The 22,982-nt window shown below is 26.8% G+C and carries 21 protein-coding genes; 19 read left to right on the top strand and 2 right to left on the bottom strand.

Features of this window, described 5'->3' with window-relative positions; all coding sequences use genetic code 4:
* The first annotated feature begins 5 nt into the window (after window positions 1–5).
* From CJF60_RS02140 to CJF60_RS02175, 8 genes are all read left to right on the top strand, one after another.
* Window positions 6–1,232, top strand: coding sequence for a hypothetical protein (locus tag CJF60_RS02140; RefSeq protein WP_084232622.1), 1,227 nt, complete (start codon window positions 6–8; stop codon window positions 1,230–1,232).
* 19 nt (window positions 1,233–1,251) lie between these two features.
* The gene (ftsZ, locus tag CJF60_RS02145) at window positions 1,252–2,448 is read left to right on the top strand and encodes a cell division protein FtsZ (protein ID WP_084232624.1); all 1,197 of its coding nucleotides are present in this window, start codon (window positions 1,252–1,254) and stop codon (window positions 2,446–2,448) included.
* Window positions 2,449–2,585: 137 nt separating this feature from the next.
* On the top strand, window positions 2,586–3,062 hold the full coding sequence (locus CJF60_RS02150) for an OsmC family protein (RefSeq protein WP_084232626.1): 477 nt from the start codon (window positions 2,586–2,588) through the stop codon (window positions 3,060–3,062).
* Between the two features lie 197 nt (window positions 3,063–3,259).
* Window positions 3,260–4,309, top strand: a complete 1,050-nt coding sequence (locus tag CJF60_RS02155; protein WP_084232628.1) for a hypothetical protein — start codon at window positions 3,260–3,262, stop codon at window positions 4,307–4,309.
* A 279-nt stretch (window positions 4,310–4,588) separates the two neighbouring features.
* Window positions 4,589–5,632 (top strand): hypothetical protein, encoded by a 1,044-nt coding sequence (locus tag CJF60_RS02160; protein WP_084232630.1) that lies wholly within the window; start codon window positions 4,589–4,591, stop codon window positions 5,630–5,632.
* 308 nt (window positions 5,633–5,940) lie between these two features.
* Window positions 5,941–8,067, top strand: coding sequence for a S8 family serine peptidase (locus tag CJF60_RS02165; RefSeq protein ID WP_084232632.1), 2,127 nt, complete (start codon window positions 5,941–5,943; stop codon window positions 8,065–8,067).
* Window positions 8,039–8,335, top strand: coding sequence for a hypothetical protein (locus CJF60_RS02170; RefSeq protein WP_084232634.1), 297 nt, complete (start codon window positions 8,039–8,041; stop codon window positions 8,333–8,335). Before CJF60_RS02165 ends, CJF60_RS02170 begins: the two co-directional genes overlap by 29 nt.
* 255 nt (window positions 8,336–8,590) lie before the next feature.
* Entirely contained in the window at window positions 8,591–9,121 is a 531-nt protein-coding gene (locus tag CJF60_RS02175; RefSeq protein ID WP_084232636.1) for a hypothetical protein, read from the top strand.
* A gap of 59 nt (window positions 9,122–9,180) precedes the next feature.
* Here CJF60_RS02175 and CJF60_RS02180 read toward each other — a convergent pair whose 3' ends face one another.
* Both CJF60_RS02180 and CJF60_RS02185 read right to left on the bottom strand, forming a co-directional pair.
* A complete protein-coding gene (locus tag CJF60_RS02180; protein WP_084232638.1) occupies window positions 9,181–11,202 on the bottom strand; it encodes a UU173 family protein in 2,022 nt (673 codons plus the stop codon).
* Window positions 11,195–12,031, bottom strand: a complete 837-nt coding sequence (locus CJF60_RS02185) for an MAGa7180 family putative nuclease (protein WP_084232640.1) — start codon at window positions 12,029–12,031, stop codon at window positions 11,195–11,197. The genes CJF60_RS02180 and CJF60_RS02185 overlap by 8 nt, the downstream gene beginning before the upstream one ends.
* A 155-nt stretch (window positions 12,032–12,186) precedes the next feature.
* Here CJF60_RS02185 and CJF60_RS02190 point away from each other — a divergent pair, with 155 nt between their 5' ends.
* The 11 genes from CJF60_RS02190 (at window position 12,187) to CJF60_RS02240 (ending at window position 22,941) form a co-directional block, all read left to right on the top strand.
* Entirely contained in the window at window positions 12,187–13,008 is an 822-nt protein-coding gene (locus CJF60_RS02190) for a YcsE-related riboflavin metabolism phosphatase (protein ID WP_084232642.1), read from the top strand.
* Between the two features lie 3 nt (window positions 13,009–13,011).
* Window positions 13,012–13,869, top strand: a complete 858-nt coding sequence (locus tag CJF60_RS02195; protein WP_084232644.1) for an FAD synthase — start codon at window positions 13,012–13,014, stop codon at window positions 13,867–13,869.
* A gap of 125 nt (window positions 13,870–13,994) precedes the next feature.
* The gene (rpsO, locus tag CJF60_RS02200) at window positions 13,995–14,261 is read left to right on the top strand and encodes a 30S ribosomal protein S15 (RefSeq protein ID WP_084232646.1); all 267 of its coding nucleotides are present in this window, start codon (window positions 13,995–13,997) and stop codon (window positions 14,259–14,261) included.
* A 296-nt stretch (window positions 14,262–14,557) separates the two neighbouring features.
* Window positions 14,558–14,875: a hypothetical protein gene (locus CJF60_RS02205; RefSeq protein WP_084232648.1), complete on the top strand. Its 318-nt coding sequence runs from the start codon at window positions 14,558–14,560 to the stop codon at window positions 14,873–14,875.
* A 50-nt stretch (window positions 14,876–14,925) separates the two neighbouring features.
* Window positions 14,926–15,597: a hypothetical protein gene (locus CJF60_RS02210; RefSeq protein ID WP_084232649.1), complete on the top strand. Its 672-nt coding sequence runs from the start codon at window positions 14,926–14,928 to the stop codon at window positions 15,595–15,597.
* Window positions 15,598–16,345: 748 nt separating this feature from the next.
* Window positions 16,346–18,397: a S8 family serine peptidase gene (locus tag CJF60_RS02215; protein ID WP_084232651.1), complete on the top strand. Its 2,052-nt coding sequence runs from the start codon at window positions 16,346–16,348 to the stop codon at window positions 18,395–18,397.
* Window positions 18,369–19,445, top strand: coding sequence for a hypothetical protein (locus CJF60_RS02220; RefSeq protein ID WP_084232653.1), 1,077 nt, complete (start codon window positions 18,369–18,371; stop codon window positions 19,443–19,445). The genes CJF60_RS02215 and CJF60_RS02220 overlap by 29 nt, the downstream gene beginning before the upstream one ends.
* Before the next feature lie 105 nt (window positions 19,446–19,550).
* Complete coding sequence (locus CJF60_RS02225; RefSeq protein ID WP_084232655.1) at window positions 19,551–20,573, top strand: hypothetical protein; 1,023 nt, start codon at window positions 19,551–19,553, stop codon at window positions 20,571–20,573.
* A gap of 83 nt (window positions 20,574–20,656) precedes the next feature.
* Window positions 20,657–21,685, top strand: coding sequence for a hypothetical protein (locus CJF60_RS02230; protein WP_084232657.1), 1,029 nt, complete (start codon window positions 20,657–20,659; stop codon window positions 21,683–21,685).
* Between the two features lie 283 nt (window positions 21,686–21,968).
* The gene (locus CJF60_RS02235) at window positions 21,969–22,583 is read left to right on the top strand and encodes a DapH/DapD/GlmU-related protein (protein WP_084232659.1); all 615 of its coding nucleotides are present in this window, start codon (window positions 21,969–21,971) and stop codon (window positions 22,581–22,583) included.
* 67 nt (window positions 22,584–22,650) lie between these two features.
* Complete coding sequence (locus CJF60_RS02240; RefSeq protein ID WP_095279125.1) at window positions 22,651–22,941, top strand: hypothetical protein; 291 nt, start codon at window positions 22,651–22,653, stop codon at window positions 22,939–22,941.
* Window positions 22,942–22,982 lie beyond the last annotated feature (41 nt).

The raw sequence follows: 22,982 nt of genomic DNA on the forward strand, positions 1-22,982 counted from the left end.
AATTAATGACTTTTTCAAGGGAACCAAAAAGCTTTATTGAAGTGGATCTTTCGAGTATTCGCTTTGTTACTTATGTAACCGATGAAGTAAATTCTTTTAAGATTATTGATGAAAAGTTTTATCTAGATATCACTAATTTAAATGAAGAAATTTCTAATGCAAGGCGATTTATTGTCTTGCATAAAGAAAAATTAGGATTTGCTCCAAGTAAAATTGACGTTGTTTATAAGGATAATTTTTTAAATGCTCGCACAAAAGCTATAAAAAGTACCATCCATATTAAAAAGAACAGCGAGCAAGCAGACAGCGATGAAAATCTAGATTCTACTGGGGAATTTTTAAAAAGCATTGACAGTGATTTTAGCAAAAAAAATCAGGAAGACTTTGCAATTAATATCACTCCTTTAGAATATTCGATATCAAAACACAGTAATTATTGACAAAAGTTTGATAACTGAAATGATGTTAGCGAATTAAAACGTGTTAAAATCAAATCACTAATTACCTATGTTGAAAACGATAAATACTTTGAACTTTGTGAAGCACTTGAAAAATTAGGCTTAGTAATTAATAAAATCTATTCCTTTGCTGAAATTTCAAACTCACTTTTAAAAGATAATGGCAGCGATTACATCAACGTGCATTTATCAAGCAACGCCACATTTATTACGCAACGTAAAAACGACAAAATCGTGAAAATTGAGCAATTTAGATTTGGCGAAAACTACTTTATAAAATGGTTACATGACAAATTTAACCTAAATGCTTTAGAAGCTGAAAAAACACTTTATACTTATGCTTCAAAATTTGATTTAATAGTCGAAAATCCTGAATTAAGAAATAATCTCAACTCTCTCTCTCCTCTCTTATCATATCCAGATTATTTCAAGGAAATAGAAAATTACATCATCTTATACTGAGAAAAACTGCATGAATTTTTAAGTGAAAAATTCAGTGACTATGCAACAAAACAAGTAGTTGTTTTTAGTGGTGCTTTTAACTTTATGGGAAAAGCATTCCGAGCAAGTGATGCTTTTATCACAAATTCTAAAATAGTCTTTATCGAAAATCAAAACACCGAGTTTGAATTCAATGAGAATGAACTTTCTCATCAATATTTAAACCGTATCTATCAAAAAGCAAATGTGACTTACAACTTTGAAAGTACTTACACTTTCCCTGAATTTTTTTACGAAGTCAAAAGTCCTAATAAACTGAAGAAGTATCATTAACTAAACCTTGGGAGGTCAAATGTCAGAAAAAACAAACACAGCTATTATTAAAGTAGTCGGTGTTGGAGGATCAGGAACTAATAGTATAAACAACATGATTAACAGCGACTTAAGTGGCGCTGAATTTATCGTTGCCAATACTGATAAACAAGCTCTTGATGCTTCACCTGCTTTGGTAAAACTTCACCTTGGAGCAGATAATGAAAACTCAACCAGTGCTCGTGGTCTTGGTGCAGGAGCTAATCCTCAAGTAGGAGAAGAAGCTGCACAATCAAGTATCGCTGAGATTAAGCAAGCATTAAAAGGTGCTGATATGGTTATCATCACTGCCGGAATGGGTGGTGGAACAGGTACTGGAGCAGCACCAGTTTTTGCTGAAATCGCAAAAAGTTTAGGAATTCTTGTTGTGGCAATTGTCACAACTCCCTTTATTTTCGAAGGTAATAAACGTAAAAACAATGCTTTAGAAGGTATTGCTAAACTATCTCAGAAAGTTGATTCAATTATTACGATTAGTAACGAAAAATTACTAGAGCAATATGGCGATGTACCGATGAATGATAGTTTTGTCTTTGCTGATACGATTTTAAAACTAACGGTTAAAACACTAACAGATATTATTTCTGCTCCAGCGCATATCAATTTAGACTTTGCTGATGTTAAAACAGTAATGTCTAATAAAGGTAATGCAATTATTGGAATGGGAAGAGCTGTTGGTGAAGACCGTGCTACTAAGGCTGCAATTCATGCAATCAGTAGCCCTATAATTGAAACTTCAATTAAGGGTGCAACTGATGCAATTGTTAATATTAGTGGCGCTAATATTACGCTAAAAGAAATCAACACAGCAGTAAGTGTAATTACACAAGCTGTAGGTGAAGATTGCAACATTATTTTTGGAACATCAATGGATAATAATGCAGGTGATGATATTTATGTAAGTGTAATCGCTACTGGAATTAAGAGTAATCAAGTATTATCTACAATGGAAAAATCTGAAGAAATTAAAGAACTTATCAAGACAATGGAAATTGATTTAGAAAATAAAAATACCAAAGAATTTTTATTCGATGAACCTCTTCCATTAACTGAAAAACTTTCTTTAACTAGTAAATTTGTTAATAACATTTCTCTAACAAGTGAAACAAAAACAAAAACAGTCCAAGAAGATGGGCATAAGAGCAAATTACCTTCATGATTTAGTAAGAAAAATTAAGGCGATGTCTTAGAAGCAATAATTTTAGTAAAATTATTAAACATAAAATTTGCTTTTGGCAACAAATTTTTAAGTAATAGCATTTGCTGTTACTTTTTATTTTTCTTATTTATAATTTATCATGAAAGTAGGTTCATATGAAAACAAGAAAAAGTTTGCATCATGCTGATGTCAAATGAGAATTAAAAGGTGAAGAATTTATTGATGGTAATTACAATAAAGCAATCAATATTACTAGTCATTTAAATAATAAAGAAAAAATCACTGGTGGTTTTTCTGAAACTGGATTTCAAAATCACTTTTGAAATCCTGAAGAATTATTAGCTTCAGCTTTAAGTAATTGTTATTTACTAACTTTTTTAGCACTAGCTAAAAACCGTAAAATTACAGTGTATGCTTATGAAGATAAACCAACAGTTACTTTAGAAGGTACTAGTGCAGCAGATACCAAAATTACTGAAGTAGGTCTTTATCCAACTGTCTTAATTAAAGATCAAGAACACATTTCATTGGCAAATGAAATGATGGAAAAAGCTCATAAATATTGTTATGTTGCGAATGCTTTAAAACCAGAAATTAAATTTGAATTAGACTATAAAGTAAAATCAGTTTAATAATTTTATTAGTTTATTACTCTTAAAACCTAGTAAATTTTATAAATAAAACCAACTAGATAAATCTAACATAAATTATACCACTTTTTTTGTTTGAAAAAATTTTAAAATGAAAAATCGTTATTTGATTTTTCATTTTTTTAATTGAATTATAATTACGATGAAAAACAATTATCGTGGATATCAAGGAGTATAAGATGAAAATAATACCTAATCCAAAATCTAAAAAAAGAAAATTCATTTTCTTAATTACTTCTTTAGCAGTTGGTGTAATTTCAACAATTTCTCTAGTAGCATGTAGCAGTATTGACTACAATCCCAAAGAACTTGACAAAGGTGCTGCAGTTTATTCTAAAACAACTGAAGTAGACAAAAAACCTTATGTACAAATAAATTTATATGGGTATGAAGATTTTACATTCGGTAATTGATACCCAACATATACAAACTCTAATTCTAGTACTCTGAAATATAGAGAACTTATCATTAGAAATAGTAGCGATAATAAAGCTACCGTAGATCCTGAATTTCCTGAAACTGGTGATAAATTAATTACTATTGGAGAAGAAACCGAAGAGCAAAAAGACATCAGAAAAAGATGGGGATTATTTGCTCCAAAATATAAGTGAGTTTACAATCATTCTCCTATCTATAATTCTTTAAGTGATAAACAAAAAGACAGTGATTATTTAGTTGATGCACTTGAACAAAAACAAGAACCTGATAGTCAAAAATTCATTAGTTTGATAAAAACTGATGAAGAACTAAAATCATCATTAAGATTAGATGATGAGAGCAAAAATCTTTATTTAAAATATCTTGAATCAATCACAGAAAAATCTACTCTAGAAAATGTAACTGATAAGAATGCTTTTTTAGAAAAAAACTTTTTACCTTGATCAAATACTTTTAATTATGATGCAATTAAAAGTAAATTAGATCTTAAAAAATATGATTACATTTTCATAAAAGATTTAGCAAGATATTTTCATACCGAAGGAAATGGTAGCGAATATTTTCTAGATGGTGGTTTAGAAATTTCAAATTATGAAGTTGACAAAAACAGTAAAGAAATTTCAATTTCTTGAGATTATAAACCGACAGCACCAAAAGACAAAAATTTAGCAGCACCCGACATTATCCTGACAGGTGTTTCTAAAAGATCTCATTCATTTTTATTACCAGTAGAAAAAGGGAGCATATCTGATTTTAAAGTGGATGATTGATCATTTAAAAAGATAAGTTAATTAACTTATAAATTCATAGTTACATCTTTTTTAAGATGTAACTTTTTTATTTTCAAAACTTTTTATAAGTGATTTAAAATTAAGTTAAAAAATAAAATTTTAAATTTTAAAACTGATGAATCAAGCATAAAAGAATTAAAATAAATCTAATATAAATTATACCAATTTCTTATTTAGAAACTTTGTTTAAAATGAAAAATCGTTATTTGATTTTTCATTTTTTTAATTGAATTATAATTACAATGGAAAACAATTATCGTGAATGTCAAGCAGAATATGATGAAACTTATAAATAGCCAAAAATCTAAAAAAAGAAAGTTAATTTTTTTATTTACAACTTTAGCAGTCGGCGTGATTTCTACTGTGTCTTTAATTGCATGTAGTAGCCATCCTACTATACTTGAAAAAGGTGCAGCAGTTTATTCAAAAACTACCGAAGTAGATAAGAAACCTTATGTTCAAATTAATTTATATGGATACAAACGATTTACTTTTGGTAATTGATACCGAACAGGTGCACGACCCGATTCAAGTTATTTAACTTATCGAAGTATCATTATTAGAAATAGCAGTGATAATAAAAATGGAGAAGATCCTAATTGGCATGAAACCGATACAAAGTCACCTTTTATAATTGGCGAAGAAACTGATGAACAAAAAGAAGTTAGAAAAAGATGGGGATTATTTGTTCCAAAATATAAATGAATTTATAATAACTCACCTATCTATAATTCACTCAGTGATAAACAAAAAGATAGCTTTTATTTAGTTGATGCATTAGAACAAAATCAAGAACCTGATAGTCAAAAATTTATCAGTTTAATTAAGAATGAAGAAGAGTTAAAATCATCTTTAAGATTAGATGAAGAAAGTAAAAGTACTTATTTAAAATACCTAAAATCAATAGTAAGAGAATCTGAATTAAAAAATGTCACTGATAAGGATTCTTATTTGGAGAAAAAATATTTACCTTGATCAAATAGTTTTAATTATGAAACAATTAAAAGTAAACTAGATCTAAAAAAATATGACTATATTTTTATTAAAGATAGTGGCAGTTACTTTCGTAATAGTGGTGAAGGTATAGAAGTTTTTCTAGATGGTGGACTAGAAATCCAAGATTATAAAATTGATCCAAATAGTAAAACATTCAATATTAAATGAGGTCATAAACCAACTGTACCTAGTGGCATTGATATTGTTGTTGATACTGCAATTCACTCAGAACCTTCTAGTAGATATCACTCTTTTTTCATTCCTGTTGAAAAAGGAAGTATTTCTGATTTTAAAGTTAATGATTGATCATTTAAAAACATAAACTAGTTTTTTGAAACTGTAGTTACATCTTTTTAAGGTGTAACTTTTTTATTTTTTTGAGTATTAAAATTCATAAATAAATTTGAATGAGCTACTTAATTTTGAAAAAAATATTAAATAATTGAGTGCTCAGTCGTGTGTTTCTAATTGTATCAATTTATTATTTATATTCTCTAATTAAAATTAAAAATTAGCCTTTAAAAAGTAATTTTTGCAATCTAAATATAATGCTTTCAAGAAATTATGTGTTCGTTTACTTTCTTAAAAATTTTCTTTAAAATGAGCAAAATAAAAACAAAAAAGGATTTCAAATAATGAAAAAAACTACACAACTAAAAACAATCCTTACCTTACTTACAGGTGGGATATTTACTGTTTCTAGTTTTGCTGGTATTTCAGCAATTAGTCAGCATGCACCTTCTATAACTGATAATTCTAAAAAATCAGATTATCAGTTATTGATTAATAAAATTAAAAACGCAACATCAATTACCGAAATGGCTGAAGGTAATTTTTTGAATTACCGAGTTTATAAAAAAATTGGTGAAAATAATTTAGAAAGTAAAAAACAAATTATTAAAAACGGTTCTAATCGTTTAGAAATAGTTTTTAAAGCAGATGTTGAAAAAAGCAAAATTAATCAATATGTTGAAAGTCTAAAAAAATTACTGGAAAAAAATCATCAATATATTTATGGAGAACATACACTAACTTTTTCAATTGCCTTCGAAGATATTGAAGATTTAAAACAGTCTTTTTTAAAAATAGTTGAACTTCAAATAGATTTTAACGACTTATTACAAGTAAATATTTTTGATACAAAATATCCAGTTCAAGAGTGACAAAAAATCAATAGCAGTATTGCATTAGATTTTGATTATTTTGACCCACTTCCTTGATGTTGTCGTTCTTATGAAGATATGCATCCACCTGCTCCTGAACCAAAACCAGAACCAGAGCCTGTTTACACTCCACCACCTGCACCACCAAAACCTGTATATAAAAGATGAGATATGGATGAAGATAAAGTATGAAACAATTATTATAATCAAAACAGATTAAGATACGAATTTGCTGGACTGAATCCATTAACACTAAGGGATGAAAGAGTAAATGCTAAAAAAGCTTGAGAACAAGAAAAAAGAGTTAAAGTCGGAGTACTTGAATATGGTGGTTTAGTAAGAAAAGATGCTATCATTTACAGTTCTGATGATATTCATGTTGAAGAAGGTCCTATTTCACTTCATGCTAATGAAGTTGCCGAAATAATTATTGGACAACAAGGAATCAATCCTTATGCTAGTTTATATAGTGATTGATTGCAAGGGTGAAACGGACATAAAGGTGCTATTGAAAGGCTTGTAAGTAAAGGTGTAACTATTATTAATAATAGTTGAGAAGAAGGTGATCTTAGCAAGGAAATTGAATATACTTCATACAATGACAATGCTATATGACTAGATAATTTTATAAATGCCAATCCAGAAGTGGTATTCATAAAAGCAGCAGGAAATCGTGGTAGAGGTGATGATTATTATAAAAAAAACGGAGTTTACTATAAATATGCTACACCCGGTAAAATAGCAAAATATCTTGATTCATACTCTTTATCATACAATTCAATAATTGTTGGAGCATTAAAATTTGATGATAACATTGAGGCAAATGACTACTCAGAGCATTCTGCATGAATAAATTACGTAACAACATCTGCTCCCGATCTTTTTATTAGTCAATATGCAAGCCGATATTTAACAGATGAAGAAAGAAAAGACGGAGAAAGTGATAGAAAAATTGGAACAAGTTTTGCAGCACCAACTATAACTGCAATTGCTAGTTTGTTAAAAACCAACTATAGTGAGTATTTTGACAGAGGCTATGATTCAATTATTATGAAGAGTGCATTAATATCAGGTTCAAGAAGTAGGCTTTATTGAGAAACTAAATTTTTTCCTAATTTAACTTTTAAAGAACATAAAGTTTACAATGATCAAGCAGGGTTTGGTAGGGTTAATTTTGAAAAAGTTAAAGAATCCTTGGAACATTTAGACTACTTCACTCTAAGAAGTGAAAATACAGAAAATAACCCAAGAAAGAAAACACTTGACCTAGTTAAAGGTGATATATACAGAATAAATTTAACATGGTTGAATATAGACCCATTTCAAAAACCAGTGATTTATTTTCCTCTAAGAAATGGACCAGAACCTACCGAAGAACATGTAGGACCTATTCCAGTTAAACTTAATATTATTGACCCGTCTAATAAAAAAATGGAAGCATACACCGAATGATCTTCATGGCAGCAAGCAAATAAAGTTAATACATTTACTTTTGAATTTAAAGTTGCTGAAAGTGGCACATATAACTTCGACATTTTCCAAAATGGTGGAGATAGAAAAGATAATTTCGATGTCGCAATGACATATTCAAAAATCTAAAAAATACAAAAAAGTATTTTTTGTTATATCATCATTATTAATTACTAGTTCTGTTGGTGTACTAATTGCTTGTTCAACAAATGAAGCTATGTATAAAAAAGAAACTCCTTTAGAAACTCCAAAAGTAGTTATAAAACAATTTCCTTGACCTCTTGAGAAAGGAGCAGCAGTATATTCAAAATTAACAAAGGCTGATAATGATCCTTATATTCAAATAAATTTATATGGTTATAAGTTTTTTACTTTTGGTAATTGATATCCTGTATAAGATAGTTTTGAAAACTTTAATTGAAGAAACCTTTTAGTAAGAAATGTTTCTGATGGAAAAACTAGTGACCCTGATTTAAATATAGGTGATGGAGGTGGTTCTCTCAAGGTAGGTGAAGAAGAAACTCCAAGACAGAAAAAAATTAGAGATACATGAACTTTTTTTGCAAATAAACCTGATTGAATTTATAGTAAATCAAAAGTTTATAATTGTCTTGATAAAGAGCAAAAAAATAGTCGTTACCTTGTTGATGCGTTGGAACAAGAAGCTGAACCAGACTACCAAAAATTTATTAGTATTGTAAAAAATGAAAATGATCTAAGAATGAGTTTAAGATTGAGCGATAATGATCAAAAGCTCTACGATGAATACTTATTAAATTTCTTTGACTTTAAAAATTCAAAAAACATATTAGAGTTAAGACATAAATTTTTACCGTGATCAAATACATTTAATTTTGAAATTATAAAAGATAAATTAAATTTCAATAAATATGACTACCTTTTTATTAAGGATATTTCTCAATACTTTAGATTTAATGAAAGTAGCGATTATTTATTAGAAGGTTGATTAGAAATCAGCAAATACAAAATTGATGAAATAACTAAAACAATTTATGTTGACTGAAATATTGCACCGACAGTACCTAAAGGTATAACTTCTGGTGCAGATTCTGTAATCCCTACAAGTCTTCCTAAAAGATTTCATTCCTTTTTAATTCCAGTTGAAAAAGGCAAAATATCTGATTTCAATGTTTACGATTGAAATATGAAACATTTTGAATAAACAAAAAGTTGCTTGTTTAATTAAAGCAACTTTTTCATTTTTTAATTTTTGACTCAAAACTAATCTAGGTCAACATAAACATTTGTTTTGTCAAAATTTGTTTGAAGGTTTTTTAAATCTTTTCAATCTCTTTTTAATAAGTAAATTAAATATTCTAAAACCATCACCATTGACATAACATCGTTATGACAATACTTTTTCAAATTAGGAACAAGTTGTTGATCTCAAATCTGCTGGTGAGTTAAGCCTAAATACTTTTTAACTCCTTCAGTCATTGCTAGTAAACCATTTTTAATTTCTAGTTCTTTATAAGGAGTAATCAATTTAGAAAATGATTTATCAGAATGTTTAGAACTGATAAATTTTTCTAATAACTTAATACTATACTTACCTTTTAAATAACCTAAAAAAACTATTGCTGTATTATTAATTGAATAATTCTTTTTAGCACTATCTTCTTTATTGGATCTGTAAAAAAAGAAATCAGCTAAGTCTAATAAGTTGTCATTACTTTTATCATCTTTATTTGTAAAAGTAATGTAATCAATACGTTTTGCTAAATCTTCATAATCAGGATGATTATGATATTTGAAAACACTTTTAAGTTTTTTCAAAACACCATTTTCAAATGATTTATTATAAGTTATATATTTATAATCTTTATCTTTTGAAGCAAAATCTTTGAAGCTTGAAATTCTTCTAACCATATTTGCAAATAATTCAATATCTAAATTTTCAGGATCAAAAACAATATCTTCACTATCTCATTCACCTTTTAAATATTCACCATTTATTGTTCTGACAATAGAAACCTGAAAAGGTACCTGTGAATATGGTGTATAACCTTTGAATGCAGTTTCTGGTAAATTGATGGATTCAAAATCAAATCAAACTAATACTTGATCTTTTTTTAAATATGAATACATTAAATTTAAAAAATCAGTTTTATAGTTATTTGGAATAACTTCTTTTTCTTGAATTAGTGAATGTTCATTTAGTAAATTTTTGATTACTAATTCATGATCATTTGTTTTAACACTATATGATTTTCCATTAAAACTTATTAAGTCAGCAAAGACATAATTTTTCATATCTTTTTTAAAAGGGTTTATATAAAAAACATCATAGCTTTCTTCTTTAAAATTAAAATCATTGATATTAAAAAAAGAATTATTCTTTGCATATAGAATTTCATTTTTAATAAGATGAGGAGTTTTTAAATTATCAAATTCATTTTCTAAAATAGCATTTGCATTTAATTTTTCATAAAAATCTTTTGCAGTTAAAAGTTGAATTGGTTCTTTTGCACGATTTTTGTAATGTAAAAAGCCACTTTTAAAATCCTCTTCAATTGAAATTAAAGTTTCTAGATCTACAACACCTTCTTTTTCTTTTTTTAATTTTGATCCATCTGAATAATTCTTTTTATAATAGTTTGCATATCTAGTTTTTTTGTATACTAAATTTTTTGATTTTTTAATTGAATTTAATTCATCAAAAATTAAAAAATTATGTTCTGAAATGTCGATTTTTAGGGCGTTTTGAATAACTTCTAAATTATAAATAGATCTAAGTGTATTATCTAATACTGACTTAGATTTATAGTTAATAACTCCTATTTCATTTGTTCTTTTATCGAAGTAAAAAACATTTGCAAAAAAATCGTTTCAATAAAAATATGCATTAAAAACAATTTTAATTTTTTCATCATTTAAAGCAATTAATGTGTTATTCAATTTTGAAATTTTATTATCTTTTGAACTAACAACATAAATTTCTGAATCATCTAAATCTTCTTTTAATAAATTAATTGCAAATGAATTGGTTTTTTCAAATGGATTAAAATTAGTTATTACATCATGATAATTTTGTGGATCAAAAACATCTTCATCAGGATTTAAATTAAAAATTGATCCTTCATCATCACTATCTTCTTCATCATTTTCATCAGTTAAATCATCACCTAAATTTTCTTTATTAAAATTGAAATCATGTCAAATAAAATATGGATTAGGAACTGAAAAAAATCTTTTATATTCTTTAAATGTTATTAAATTTTCTTCATCAATTTCACTAAACATTTTCAAAACTTGCTTCTGCTTTTCCAGATGATTTTCATCTTCTAATTAACTGTTCATATTCTTCTTCATTTGAACATTCTAAAAAATCAATTAAGTCTTTATCTTTGAATAAATCAAATTTAGGACTAACACCTGATAAAGTATATTTTTTATATCATTCCTTAATTAATAAAACATCATTAGCAACTGCTTGATGATTAACTTTGTATTTATGAATTAAAGATTTATGCTGGTTGATGTCAAATTTTTCTGGATATAAATAATCATCTTCATTTAAAAAAGTTGAAACAATTCAAAACATATCAGCCTTCATTAAATATGAATACAGTTGTGCTTGTCTAATATATGATTCAGGTACTTCACCTTTTTTTCATTTTTCAATATTTTTTGCACCCGTTGTTTTAATTTCAATAATTACGTTTTGATCTTTAATATATCCATCAGGAATTCCTCCAATTACATCATCTTTATCTGCAAAATAATCAAAATTATATTTCATAGGATCATAAGTTTCAATTTCTTGATCAGGTAACATTGTTCTAAGATAATCAGTTACTTTAGGTTCAATAATTGTTCCTGCATTAACATATTTTGAATCAAGCATTGGTAGTCCAATTTGTGAAATATCACAAAAAGCAGCAAATTGTGAAGCAAAACCACCAACGTTTAAAACGTTGCCTGCTCTTGAACCTGTAACTTTTTTAAAGCCACGGTTTCCGTATAATTTTTTATTCAATAACTTATCATGTAAGTCGCTTGATAATCTAACTACTTGATTTTGACGATCTAAAAAGTAGTCACGATTGTTATAGTATTTTCTTTTAGCCATAACTTAATCTTAACGTGAAAAAAGTGAATGCAAAAATATTTTTTTATTTTTGCAAACTAAAATGCAGAAAATTTAATAATTAATAGATTAATTTAATTTATACTTATAAATAAGTAATTTTAAATTATATAAATCTAAGTTTAGAATGAGGTGTTATGCAGGATATTAAAATGTTAGTCACTGATATAGATGGAACAATTCTGCCTTATGGTGACAAAATTTTTTCAAAGAAAATTAAAAATTTATTTAAAGAAGCAAAAGCAAAAGGTTTAATTACAGTGATTGCTACAGGTCGTGAAATTGTCACAGCTAGAGAATTATTTGCTCAATTTGACAATGTTGATTATTTTATTGGAGCTAACGGTAGTTTTGTTTTAGATTTAAAAACAAAAAAATACGTTGTCAATAAAATGATCGATTATGATTTTGCAAAAAGATATTATGATTGAACATTAGCAAATTATCCTCATGCAGGAGTAACTGTTACTGATAATCAATATATTTTTAAAAGTCCTGAAGGAGTGAATACAAAAAATTGATTCTTAATTCAGCATTCAGATCTTTTAAAAGAATTTGCTGATTTTAAAAAATATGGAAATGATCAAGAAATTTCAATTGTAACAGTTACATCTTTAGATAAAGTTCATTTTGATGCTAGCGAAGATTTTTTAAATAGACCCGAAAATGCAAATTATGGAGTTAGTGCTCACTGAAGTAGTGGTTGATTTGTTTGTCAAAAGAACGTTAATAAATTAACTGCAATTGCTGATTTAGTTAAATTACATAATCTAACTTTAGATAATGTAATTGCTTTTGGTGATAGTGAAAACGATATCGAAATGGTTGCAGGTGTTAAATATGGTGTTGCCGTTAAAAACGCTATTGATAAAGTCAAAGAAAATGCAAAGGAAGTTACATCTTTAAATTGTTCTGAAGATGGTGTTTATCACCATTGTAAAGCAATTAAAATTATTTAGTCTATGAAAACATACATTTATCCAAATAAATCAGATGCTAGAAAACAAGTCTTTTTATTAGGTGGTTATGAAACTTTTCATAAAGGACATGAATCATTATTTGATGTTGCTAAAACATATCGAGATAGAGGTTATGAAATAGTTTTAACAGCTGTAGTTGATGCTAGAAAATTACCTAAATCATCAAAAATTTTAGAACATCGTAATTTTATGCAACTAGCAAATCGCCTACAAGTTTTTGCAGATTATGGTTTTGATTCAACTGTTTTATGAAAATTTGAAGATGTTGAAGGTTTAACTTTTGAAGAATTTTTTAAACCACTTGAAAAAGATTTAGATAAGTTTGCTTTTATCGTTGGTTCTGATTGATCAGGTGGACACAAAGGTATTTGTAAAGCTGATCGTTTAAAAGAACTTTATGAAGATGTAATAGTCGTTGATCTATTTGAAGAAAATCGCAGTAAAATCAGTACATCCTTATTAAAAAGTCAACTAAGTTATGGACATATTGATTTTATTAATCAAAATCTAGCATTAAATTACAATATTACTGTTGAATTAAATAAGAATTTAGAATTTGAATATCCTGGCGAAATTGAACCTATTCATAGTGGTATTTATTTAGTCTATATCGATCGCAATGATCAAAAAATTCCTGCTGTTTTACATAAAGGTAAACTAAAAAATAAAATTCACGTTTTAATTGATGACTTAACAATTGAACCTGGAAAAGTTACTTTAGAATTTATTGAAACAGTTAGAATCATCACTGCAGCACATCGTGATAGCGTTTCTCAAGATGATTTTAAGAACTCAAAAATCTTGTTTTTAAGACATCAAGATGAGGAAAATCAATCTTAAAAAACACGCTTAATTATTTAAAGAAAAATCTTGCTTTTACTCAAGATTTTTGCTAAAATAAAAAAAATTATTTTATGCTGGGTTTTAATTTTATAAATTAAGGCTCGGTTTAGAAGGGAAAAGAAATGAAAGATAAAGCTAAAACTAGCCAATTAGTTAAAGAATTTGGTGGAAGCGAAAAAAACACAGGTGCTATTGAAGTACAAATCGCTATCCTTACAGATGATATTGAAAGACTAAAATTACACTTTCAAGAAAATAAAAAAGATCGTCATTCAAAACGTGGTTTTCTAGCAAAAATTGAACAACGTAAAAAATTACTATCTTATTTACAAAAAACTAATTATCAATCATACTTAAGTTTAATTGCTAAACTTGGTATTCGTAAGTAAAAAGTTTATAACTTGAAACTGCTCGTTTGAGCAGTTTTTTTGATGCTTTTTTTGTTTAATTAAAATAGACACGATCAGCAATTATTAAGTGATTTTAAAACTATTTTTTTGTCAAAAAAAGTATTTTAAAAATACCTAAAATATTTTTAAAATATCAACTTTTTTGACAAAGTAATATACTTTAGGTAAATATAAATATGTGTAAATTTAGCAAAATCTAATAGCGACTATTTATGACGTATTTATTTAACATATTTTAGAATTATTCCAAGGAATAGTTCAGAAAGAGAGATAAAATGTCTCGCCTAGATACTCAGAACTTTAATAAAAAAGCAAAAATTAAAAAGATTTTTATTTCATCAGCATTGTTAGCAATTCCCATTTTTGCTTCATTTGCCATCGCTTGTACACCAACAACTAGTAAAACAAAATTAACCGAAGAAGATAAGCGTTTTGCTGAAACTGGTAAAGGAACAGATGTAAGTGTAAAAATTCTAGATAATAAAAAACTGTTATTCAACTTAAATATGCAGGCTATGAATACTTTACATTTTCTGATTATTGATGATCAGAGGATACAAGTAAAAGTATTAGATCGTATTCATATGAAATAGGGCTAGGAATTGATGCAGAAAAAAGCGTTAATGATGCACTACGGCATAAAATGATTTACGATGAAAAAATCACTCCTAACAATGAAAATAGCGAAGTGTTTTTTAAAGTAAATTCTCTAGATGAAATTAAAAAAGAAATTGCAAAGAAAACAGTTTTAGGTACTGCCCTTAAAAAAGAAGATCAAAAGTCAACTGATAAGCAATTTAAATCAATTAGTTTAATAACTGATGAATCAAGTTTAAAAACACAGCTACGTACTAGTGAAGAAGAAAATGAAAAATTTTCTAAATTTGCTAAAGAAAAAATTGATGCTAGTTTAAAAGGTGATGACATTGAAAAAATGAAACCTTGAAATTCATATTTTAATTATGATTTGATTAATAAAAAATTAGATCTAAAAAATAATAACTATCTTTTTGTAAAAGATCTAACTCATTTAATAGTTTATGGCGAATCCTTTGGCGAGAGTGGTCTGGTCTACCATAAAGTTGATAAAGGAATTCAAATGTATGATTATATAATTGATAAAGAAAACAAAACTTTAACATTAAAATTTTCATATTTTAATGTTCCTGAACAAGATTATTTGTTGACAAAGCCATATGAAAAACAGAATCGCTTTACTGGCCCTAATACAATTACATCGTTTTTATTACCTGTACCTAAAAGTGAATTAAATGATTTTGATTTCAATGAATGGAAAATCATAACTGAAAAATAAGTCTTAGTTTTTTTAGTAAACAACTCAAAAAAACCAACTTCTAATATACCTATCCTTGCAAAATAAGGATAGGTTTTATTGTTTTAAATTTTGAATTGCTTATATCTAGTAATGGATCATTTAGACTAAAAAGTTAAACAAACATGGTCATTAATGACCTCTAGTCACTAAAATATGAGAAAATTTTCACAAAAACTGAAAATTTATAAAATTAATAATATTTTGAATAAAACAATATAATTATTGTGCAGAATAAATTTCTGCAAAGTTAAAAAATCATTTTCATCATCTAGAAAATGATTAATATAAGAAAGGGTTTAATATGAATTTTCAAACACAAACAGTATTAAAACCTTCAATGAGTTTAATGACCATTTTAGGTTTTAAAAAAGAGCTAATTATTTCTTATCAATTTTCAAAATTGAATTTTTTGATTTCAGAAATTAATAAGTAAAAATTTTATCTTTTTGTACTCATCTAAAACACGTAATAAATTTTTAGATTATTAATTCATGATTAAATTGTGAATTAGATTTTTAAATATAGATGAATTGTAGTTTTAAATCGTTAAAACGATTTTTTAACAATTACTTGTACATAGCTTGTAGTTAAAAGGTAAAGCAACATACTGCATCATTTAACTTATTTAAGATAGCTCGTGCTACTTAAAATAGCAAAACAATTTTTTAAATAATTTAAGCAGTAATCACTAAGTTTTAATTAAACAAATATATAAAAAGGATTTTATATGAAAAAATATAAAAGAAATTTATGATCATTACTAGGCTTATCAACTGCTTCTTTAACTGCTGTTGGGGCACTAGTAAGTGTATCATATTCATCAAATTCACAGCAAAATGTTGTTGATGATTTAAAAACACAAAAAGAAGACACCTTATTATCAAAAGATAAAAAATCACTAAGAAGAAAATATGTTGAAGAACTTTTAAAAAGTGATTCAATAAAAGATATTGTTAGTCAAACATCTTTTAACTATAAAAAACCTGAATTTGTAGTCGCACTTTCAAGCAAGAAAGATTTTCAAAGATTTTTAGATCAAGGTGCTAATAGAGTAGATATTGTTTTTAAATCAGGAACAGATAAAACCAAACTAAATATATATCTAGAGCAAATTGAAAAAATTTTAGAAAATGAGTTTGAAACACTTTACGGGCAGTACACTTTAACATTTTCAATCGCCTATAAAGATCTAAATGACTTTAAAAAATTAGTTTTAAAAATGTCAGAATTAGAATTTGATTTTAACGATCTTTTACAAGTTAATGTTCATGAAACAGGTAGAAGTTCTGAAGAATTTAATATCGCTCTAAGAAATCTTTCATTAGAAGAACTACTTGATCCGAGGTTACCAGATAATTATTATGTTCCAAAAACTTTTTGGGATGAATATAATGAAGATAATAAAAAGAAATATCAACTTATTGGATTAGATTATCAAACTTTAAATCAAGAACGTAAACAAGCTTATAACAATATTAATAACGGAAAAGCTGAAATGAAGGTTGGAATTATTGAAGCCTCTCCAAAAGATGCAAAATTTTCTTCATACGTTAATAAAGAATTACCAGCATTTTTTGACTCAAGCAAAATTACTACAAGAAGTAAAAGTCGCTTGCCATTTGAAAAGCTTGGCCATGCTGATGTTGTTGCTGAAGTGATTATGGGAAGGCAAGGAATTAATCCAAATGTTATGCTTTTTTCTGACATAACAGGTCGTTGAAATGGATGATTGAATAGCACGCTTAACTGATTCTTATACCGTGGTGTTTACATTGCTAATAATAGTTGAAGTGAAGATAGATCTATTAATGATGAATATAATAGTCGTTCAGAATGATTGGACAATTTTCTAAATGAAAACGAAGATTTCATATTTATTCTTTCAGCAGGTAATTCATTTTATGATAAAAAAAGAGGTAGTGATGAATGAACACATGAATATAGATATCTTGACAATTATAAATTATCTCATAATTCAATTATCGTTGGTGGACTAGATTCAACAGAAAATATCAAACCGTACGATTATACTGAATCTTCAAAAGACCATAGTTATGTTACTACTTCTGTACCCGATTCATTTAGACCAACTGGTTATAATGAAAAAGATCCTATGAGAGGAACTAGTTTTGCTGCACCAACTATTACAGGTATTGCCACTCTTTTAAAGACAAATTATCCAGGCGTCTTTAAACAAGGTTCTGATTATCTAATTTTAAAAAGTGCTTTGATTTCTGGATCAAGAGTAGATAAATCAAATCAGTCTTTTAATTCACAAGATGGAGGTGGTTTGCACGATGTTTACGATAGAAGAGTAGGTTTTGGTAGAGCGAATTATAACAAGGTGAAAGAATCATTACTTAATTTAAAATATTTAAGAGTATATGCTGATAACACAAATAGTAAAAAATCTAAAACCTATAATTACTTTGAGGCAGGTAAAAAATACAGAGTTAACATAACATGAAAAGGCCAAGATCTTTTTAAATTTAACGAAAATTATGATCTCACAGATATGGGAGTATTCAGTTATTCAATACCATATTACGCAGGTCCACTTAATTTAAAATTGCAGGTTACAACTCCAGATGGAAAAAGCATCAATTCAGTTTTAATTCATAAAGAAACATCTTGAAGTGAGCAAATTATGAATACCGAAACCATTGAATTTGAAGCAAAAACTTCAGGTACTTATTCATTTGATGTGTTTTATGATGAATCAGAAGGAAAATCAAGAAGGAGAGATATAAATGTTGCACTTACATATTCAGAAATTTAGAAAAAAATTTACTTTAAAAAAAGTACTTCTATTTTCAGGATTGCTAGCAATTCCAGCATTTACCAGTCTAGCAATTGCTTGTGCATCATATGGTGAAACTTTAACTGATGAAGATAAACGTTTTGCAGAAACAGGAAAAGGAACTGATATTAGTTTAAAAACTCTAGGGAATAAAAAGGTAGCAGTTCAACTTAAACATGTAGGTTATGAATACTTCACATTTTCTGATTATTGATGATCAGAATATACAAGTAGAGATATTAGATATGTTTCACATATGGGTAGTTATGGGATCGACGCTGAAAAAAGTATTTCTGACGCAGATAGAAAAAGTTTTTGAGAAAAAGATAAAACTAATCCTAATTTAGAAAATAGTGAAGTATTTTTTAAACTAGATTCTATTGATAATCTTAAAAAAGAAATTTCTAAAAATACAGTTTTAGAAAACTCTATAAAGCAGGAAAATCAAAATACAAGCGATAAGCAATTTAAATCAGTTAGTTTAATAACTGATGAAGCAAGTCTAAAAACACAACTTCGTTTAACTGATGAAGAGAAGCAAAAATTTTCTAAATTTATTAAAGAAAAAGTTGATTCAAAATTAAAAGACGAAGAGATTGAAAAGTTAAAACCTTGAAACTCTCATTTTAATTACAACTTAATTAATCAAAAATTAGATTTAGAAAATAATAATTATCTATTTGTAAAAGACCTTACAAAAATGATCAAACTTGAAGGTGCTTCAACAGAATCAGAATTAACTTATCACAAAGTAAATAAAGGAATTCAAATTGATGATTATCAAATCGACAAAGAAAATAAAATTATTACATTAAAGTTCTCTTATAAGTATATTCCTACAATAGAAGGATTAATAAAAGATGATAAGGAACGACCGAATAGATTTGTTAATCCCGAAACAATTACTTCCTTTTTATTACCAGTTTCAAAATCTGAATTATCAGATTTTGATATGAGTGAATGAAAAATTGTTACTGATAAAACAGATAGTATTTCTAAAAATGATTTTTCAAAATACCCTAATTAGAACTAAATATATTTTATAAATTTTTAAGAATATTAAAACATTGAATAAATATTTAATTCAATGCATTTTATGTTAGTTGAAAAAAATCAAGAAAGTGAGTAATAAATGTCAAAATTAAACATTCATAAATTTAAACTTAAAAAATTAATTGCTTTTTCAGGTCTAATTGTTGCACCTATTTTTGCTTCTTTAGCAATCGCATGTACTTCTTCAGATGTTACTTTAACTGAAGAAGATAAACGTTTTGCAGAAACAGGCAAAGGAACTGACATCAGCGTCAAAGTTTTAAAAGATAGAAAATCAATTGTTCAACTTAAATATGCAGGTTATGAATATTTTACTTTTTCTGATTATTGATGATCAGAAAGTAGAAGTAAAACTATTAAAGTAGAATCATATTACTCACCTGGTATTGATATTGAAAAAGGTCCTTCACTTGAAGAAAAAGAAGCATTTTGAAAAAATGAAGAAACTAATCCCGAAACTGATAATCATGAAGTCTTTTTCAAAATTGATTCTCTAGATAATCTTAAAAAAGAAATTGCTAAAAATACAGTTTTAGAAAACTCTGTAAAAAAAGATGATCAAGAAAATAGTGAAAATCAATTTAAATCGGTTAGCTTAGTAACTGATGAAACAAGTTTAAAAACACAGCTTCGTGTAACTGATGAAGAAAATGAAAAATTTTCTAAATTCGTTAAAGAAAAAATTGATTCAAATTTAAAAGATGAAGAGATTGAAAAAATGAAACCATGAAATTCATATTTTAATTACGATCTAATTAATAAGAAATTAGATTTAAAAAATTATGATTATTTATTTATCAAAGACTTAACTGAATTTATCTATCCACAAAAAAGTCCAAGTGAAGCTGATTTTATTTATCATAAAGTTAATAAGGGAATTCAAATTGATGATTATAGAATTGACCAGGAGACTAAAACAATTGTTTTAAAATTTTCATGATTTAAAGTACCTGAAAAGGAAAGATATGTAACAACTGCTGTTGATCCAAGTACCTTTGAAACTCCAAAAACAATTACTTCATTTTTATTACCAGTTAGCAAAAACTGAATAGAAGATTTTGATTTTAACGAGTGAAAAATTGTGCGTGACACATGATCTTAATGATTAAAAAAAATTGTCTCTGGTAAAATTTGATTATTTAATGCAAAAAATAGAAAGGAGAGAACTACAGATTAGAAATCACCATGAAAAAATTTAACAAAAGAACCAAACCTAAAAAATTATTTTTGTTTTCAACTTTAATTACTACTCCCATTTTTGTTTCTTTAACAATAGCATGTTCTTCTTCAGGAATTAATTTCACCGAAGAAGACAGACGCTTTGCTGAAACAGGTAAAGGAACTGACATCAGTGTAAAGATTCTAGAAAATCAAAAATCAGTTGTTCAACTTAAATATGTTGGTTATGAATACTTTACTTTTTCTGATTATTGATGGTCTGAATTTAAAAGCAAAAATATCAAGAGGTGAACATATTCACGACTTGGTATAGATATTGAAAAAGGAGCACCTTCTGATGAAAAAGAAAAATTTTGATTGCAAGAAAAAATCAATCCCGAAACTGACAATCATGAAGTGTTTTTCAAAATTGATTCTCTAGATAATCTTAAAAAGGGAATTTCTAAAAGTACAGTTTTAGAAAACTCTTTAAAAAAAGATGATCAAAAAAATAGTGAAACACAATTTAAATCAGTTAGTTTAGTAACTGATGAAAATAGTTTAAAAACTCAACTTCGCGTTACTGATGAAGAAAAAGAAAAATTTTCTAAATTCGTTAAAGATAAAATTGATCCTGAAATAAAAGATAATGATATTGAGAAAATGAAGCCTTGAAATTATTATTTTAACTATGATGTAATTAAACAAAAATTAGATTTAGAAAATAATAATTACTTATTCATTAAAGATCTAACAGATTTTGTTGATTTGCCAGACGGTCCTAATGAAGAATGATTAGTTTATCATAAGGTTGATAAAGGTATTCAAATTGAGGATTATAAGATCGATATAAATTTAAAAACTATTACTTTAAAATTTGGATCAATTACAGTTCCTGAAAGACCAGGAAGAACTGTATCATGAGTTGAAAAACCATACGTTTTTAAGACTCCAGAAACGATCACTTCTTTTCTACTGCCTGTAGCTAAAAATGAAATTAGTAACTTTGATTTTAACGAATGAAAAATTGTTCGTGATAATTGATCTGATAAGTAATTACTAATTTATTTATAGCAAAATCTCAATTACAAAAAACTGCTTTTTTAAGCAGTTTTTCATTAGCTTAAATTTAGATGTTTTTAAAAAATAGATAAGCAAAAACTTCTAAATTTTTAGAATTGAAAATTTTATTTGCTTTTTATTTATAATTTAATTAATACAAGTTAGGAATATAATCATAGATATTGAAAAATCATTTTCAATATCTAAAAATAGTTTTTATTAATCAATATTTAAAAACTAAATTTATTAAATTAATTTAAAAACAAAAAGGAAAATTATGAGAGTAACAGTCGAAGAAGTAATTAATAGTTTTAAAACGGATCAACCTCTTGATCCTAGAATACAATCTTATTTAAGAAAACTACGTAGAGATGCATATATCTTAACTAATGAAATCAATAATAATTATCATACACCTCAAGAATTACAATCTTTAATGAGTCAATTAATAGGTAAAGAAATTGATGAAAACTTTAGAATCTTTGCACCCTTTTATACCGACTTTGGTAAAAATATTACAATTCATAAAAATGTCTTTATTGATGCTAACTGTCGCTTTCAAGATCAAGGTGGCATCACTATAGGTAGGGGTTCTTATATTGGTAATAACGTTGTTTTAACAACCTTAAGTCATGGCGCTTATTCTAAAGATCATAGCAAACTTAAATATGCACCAATTGTTTTAAAAGAACATGTTAAAATTGGTGCTAATTCAGTAATTTCAGCAGGTGTTACTTTAGGTAAGTGATCAATTGTTGAAGAAGGTTCAGTTGTTACAAAAGATGTTGCTGATTACACAGTTGTTGCAGGTATACCTGCAAGTGTAGTTAGAGTTATTGAACCTAATCAGGAAGATTATTATCTTGAAAATGAAGAAGAAAATCTTGGATAAAACTGCTTTTTAAGCAGTTTTTTTAATATACTTAAAATAAGTTAAATCAATGTAAGAGGTAATTTAAATGACAGTTAAAGAGCAAAAACAAATCTATAAAAATAAGATAGATGAGATTGCAAAATCAGCTTTTAATAATGAGCAAAAAGCAATTGCTAAAGAAATAATTGATAACGCTAGTGAAAAATCACTTGATAAAATTTATCAGTTAATTATTCAAAGAGTAAGAACAGGTTTTGTTTTTGATGCAGCACCTGAAATTAACCATGATGCAATTTCAATTATTGAACACAATCCAAATTTATCAATAAATTTGGAAAATAGTATTATTTCACACACACACACACACACAGTTTAATCATCGGTGAAAACTATGATGCACTCAAAAATCTTTTAATC

The sequence above is a fragment of the Mycoplasmopsis agassizii genome, assembly GCF_002272945.1.
Classification (GTDB): Bacteria; Bacillota_I; Bacilli_A; order Mycoplasmatales; family Metamycoplasmataceae; genus Mycoplasmopsis_B; species Mycoplasmopsis_B agassizii.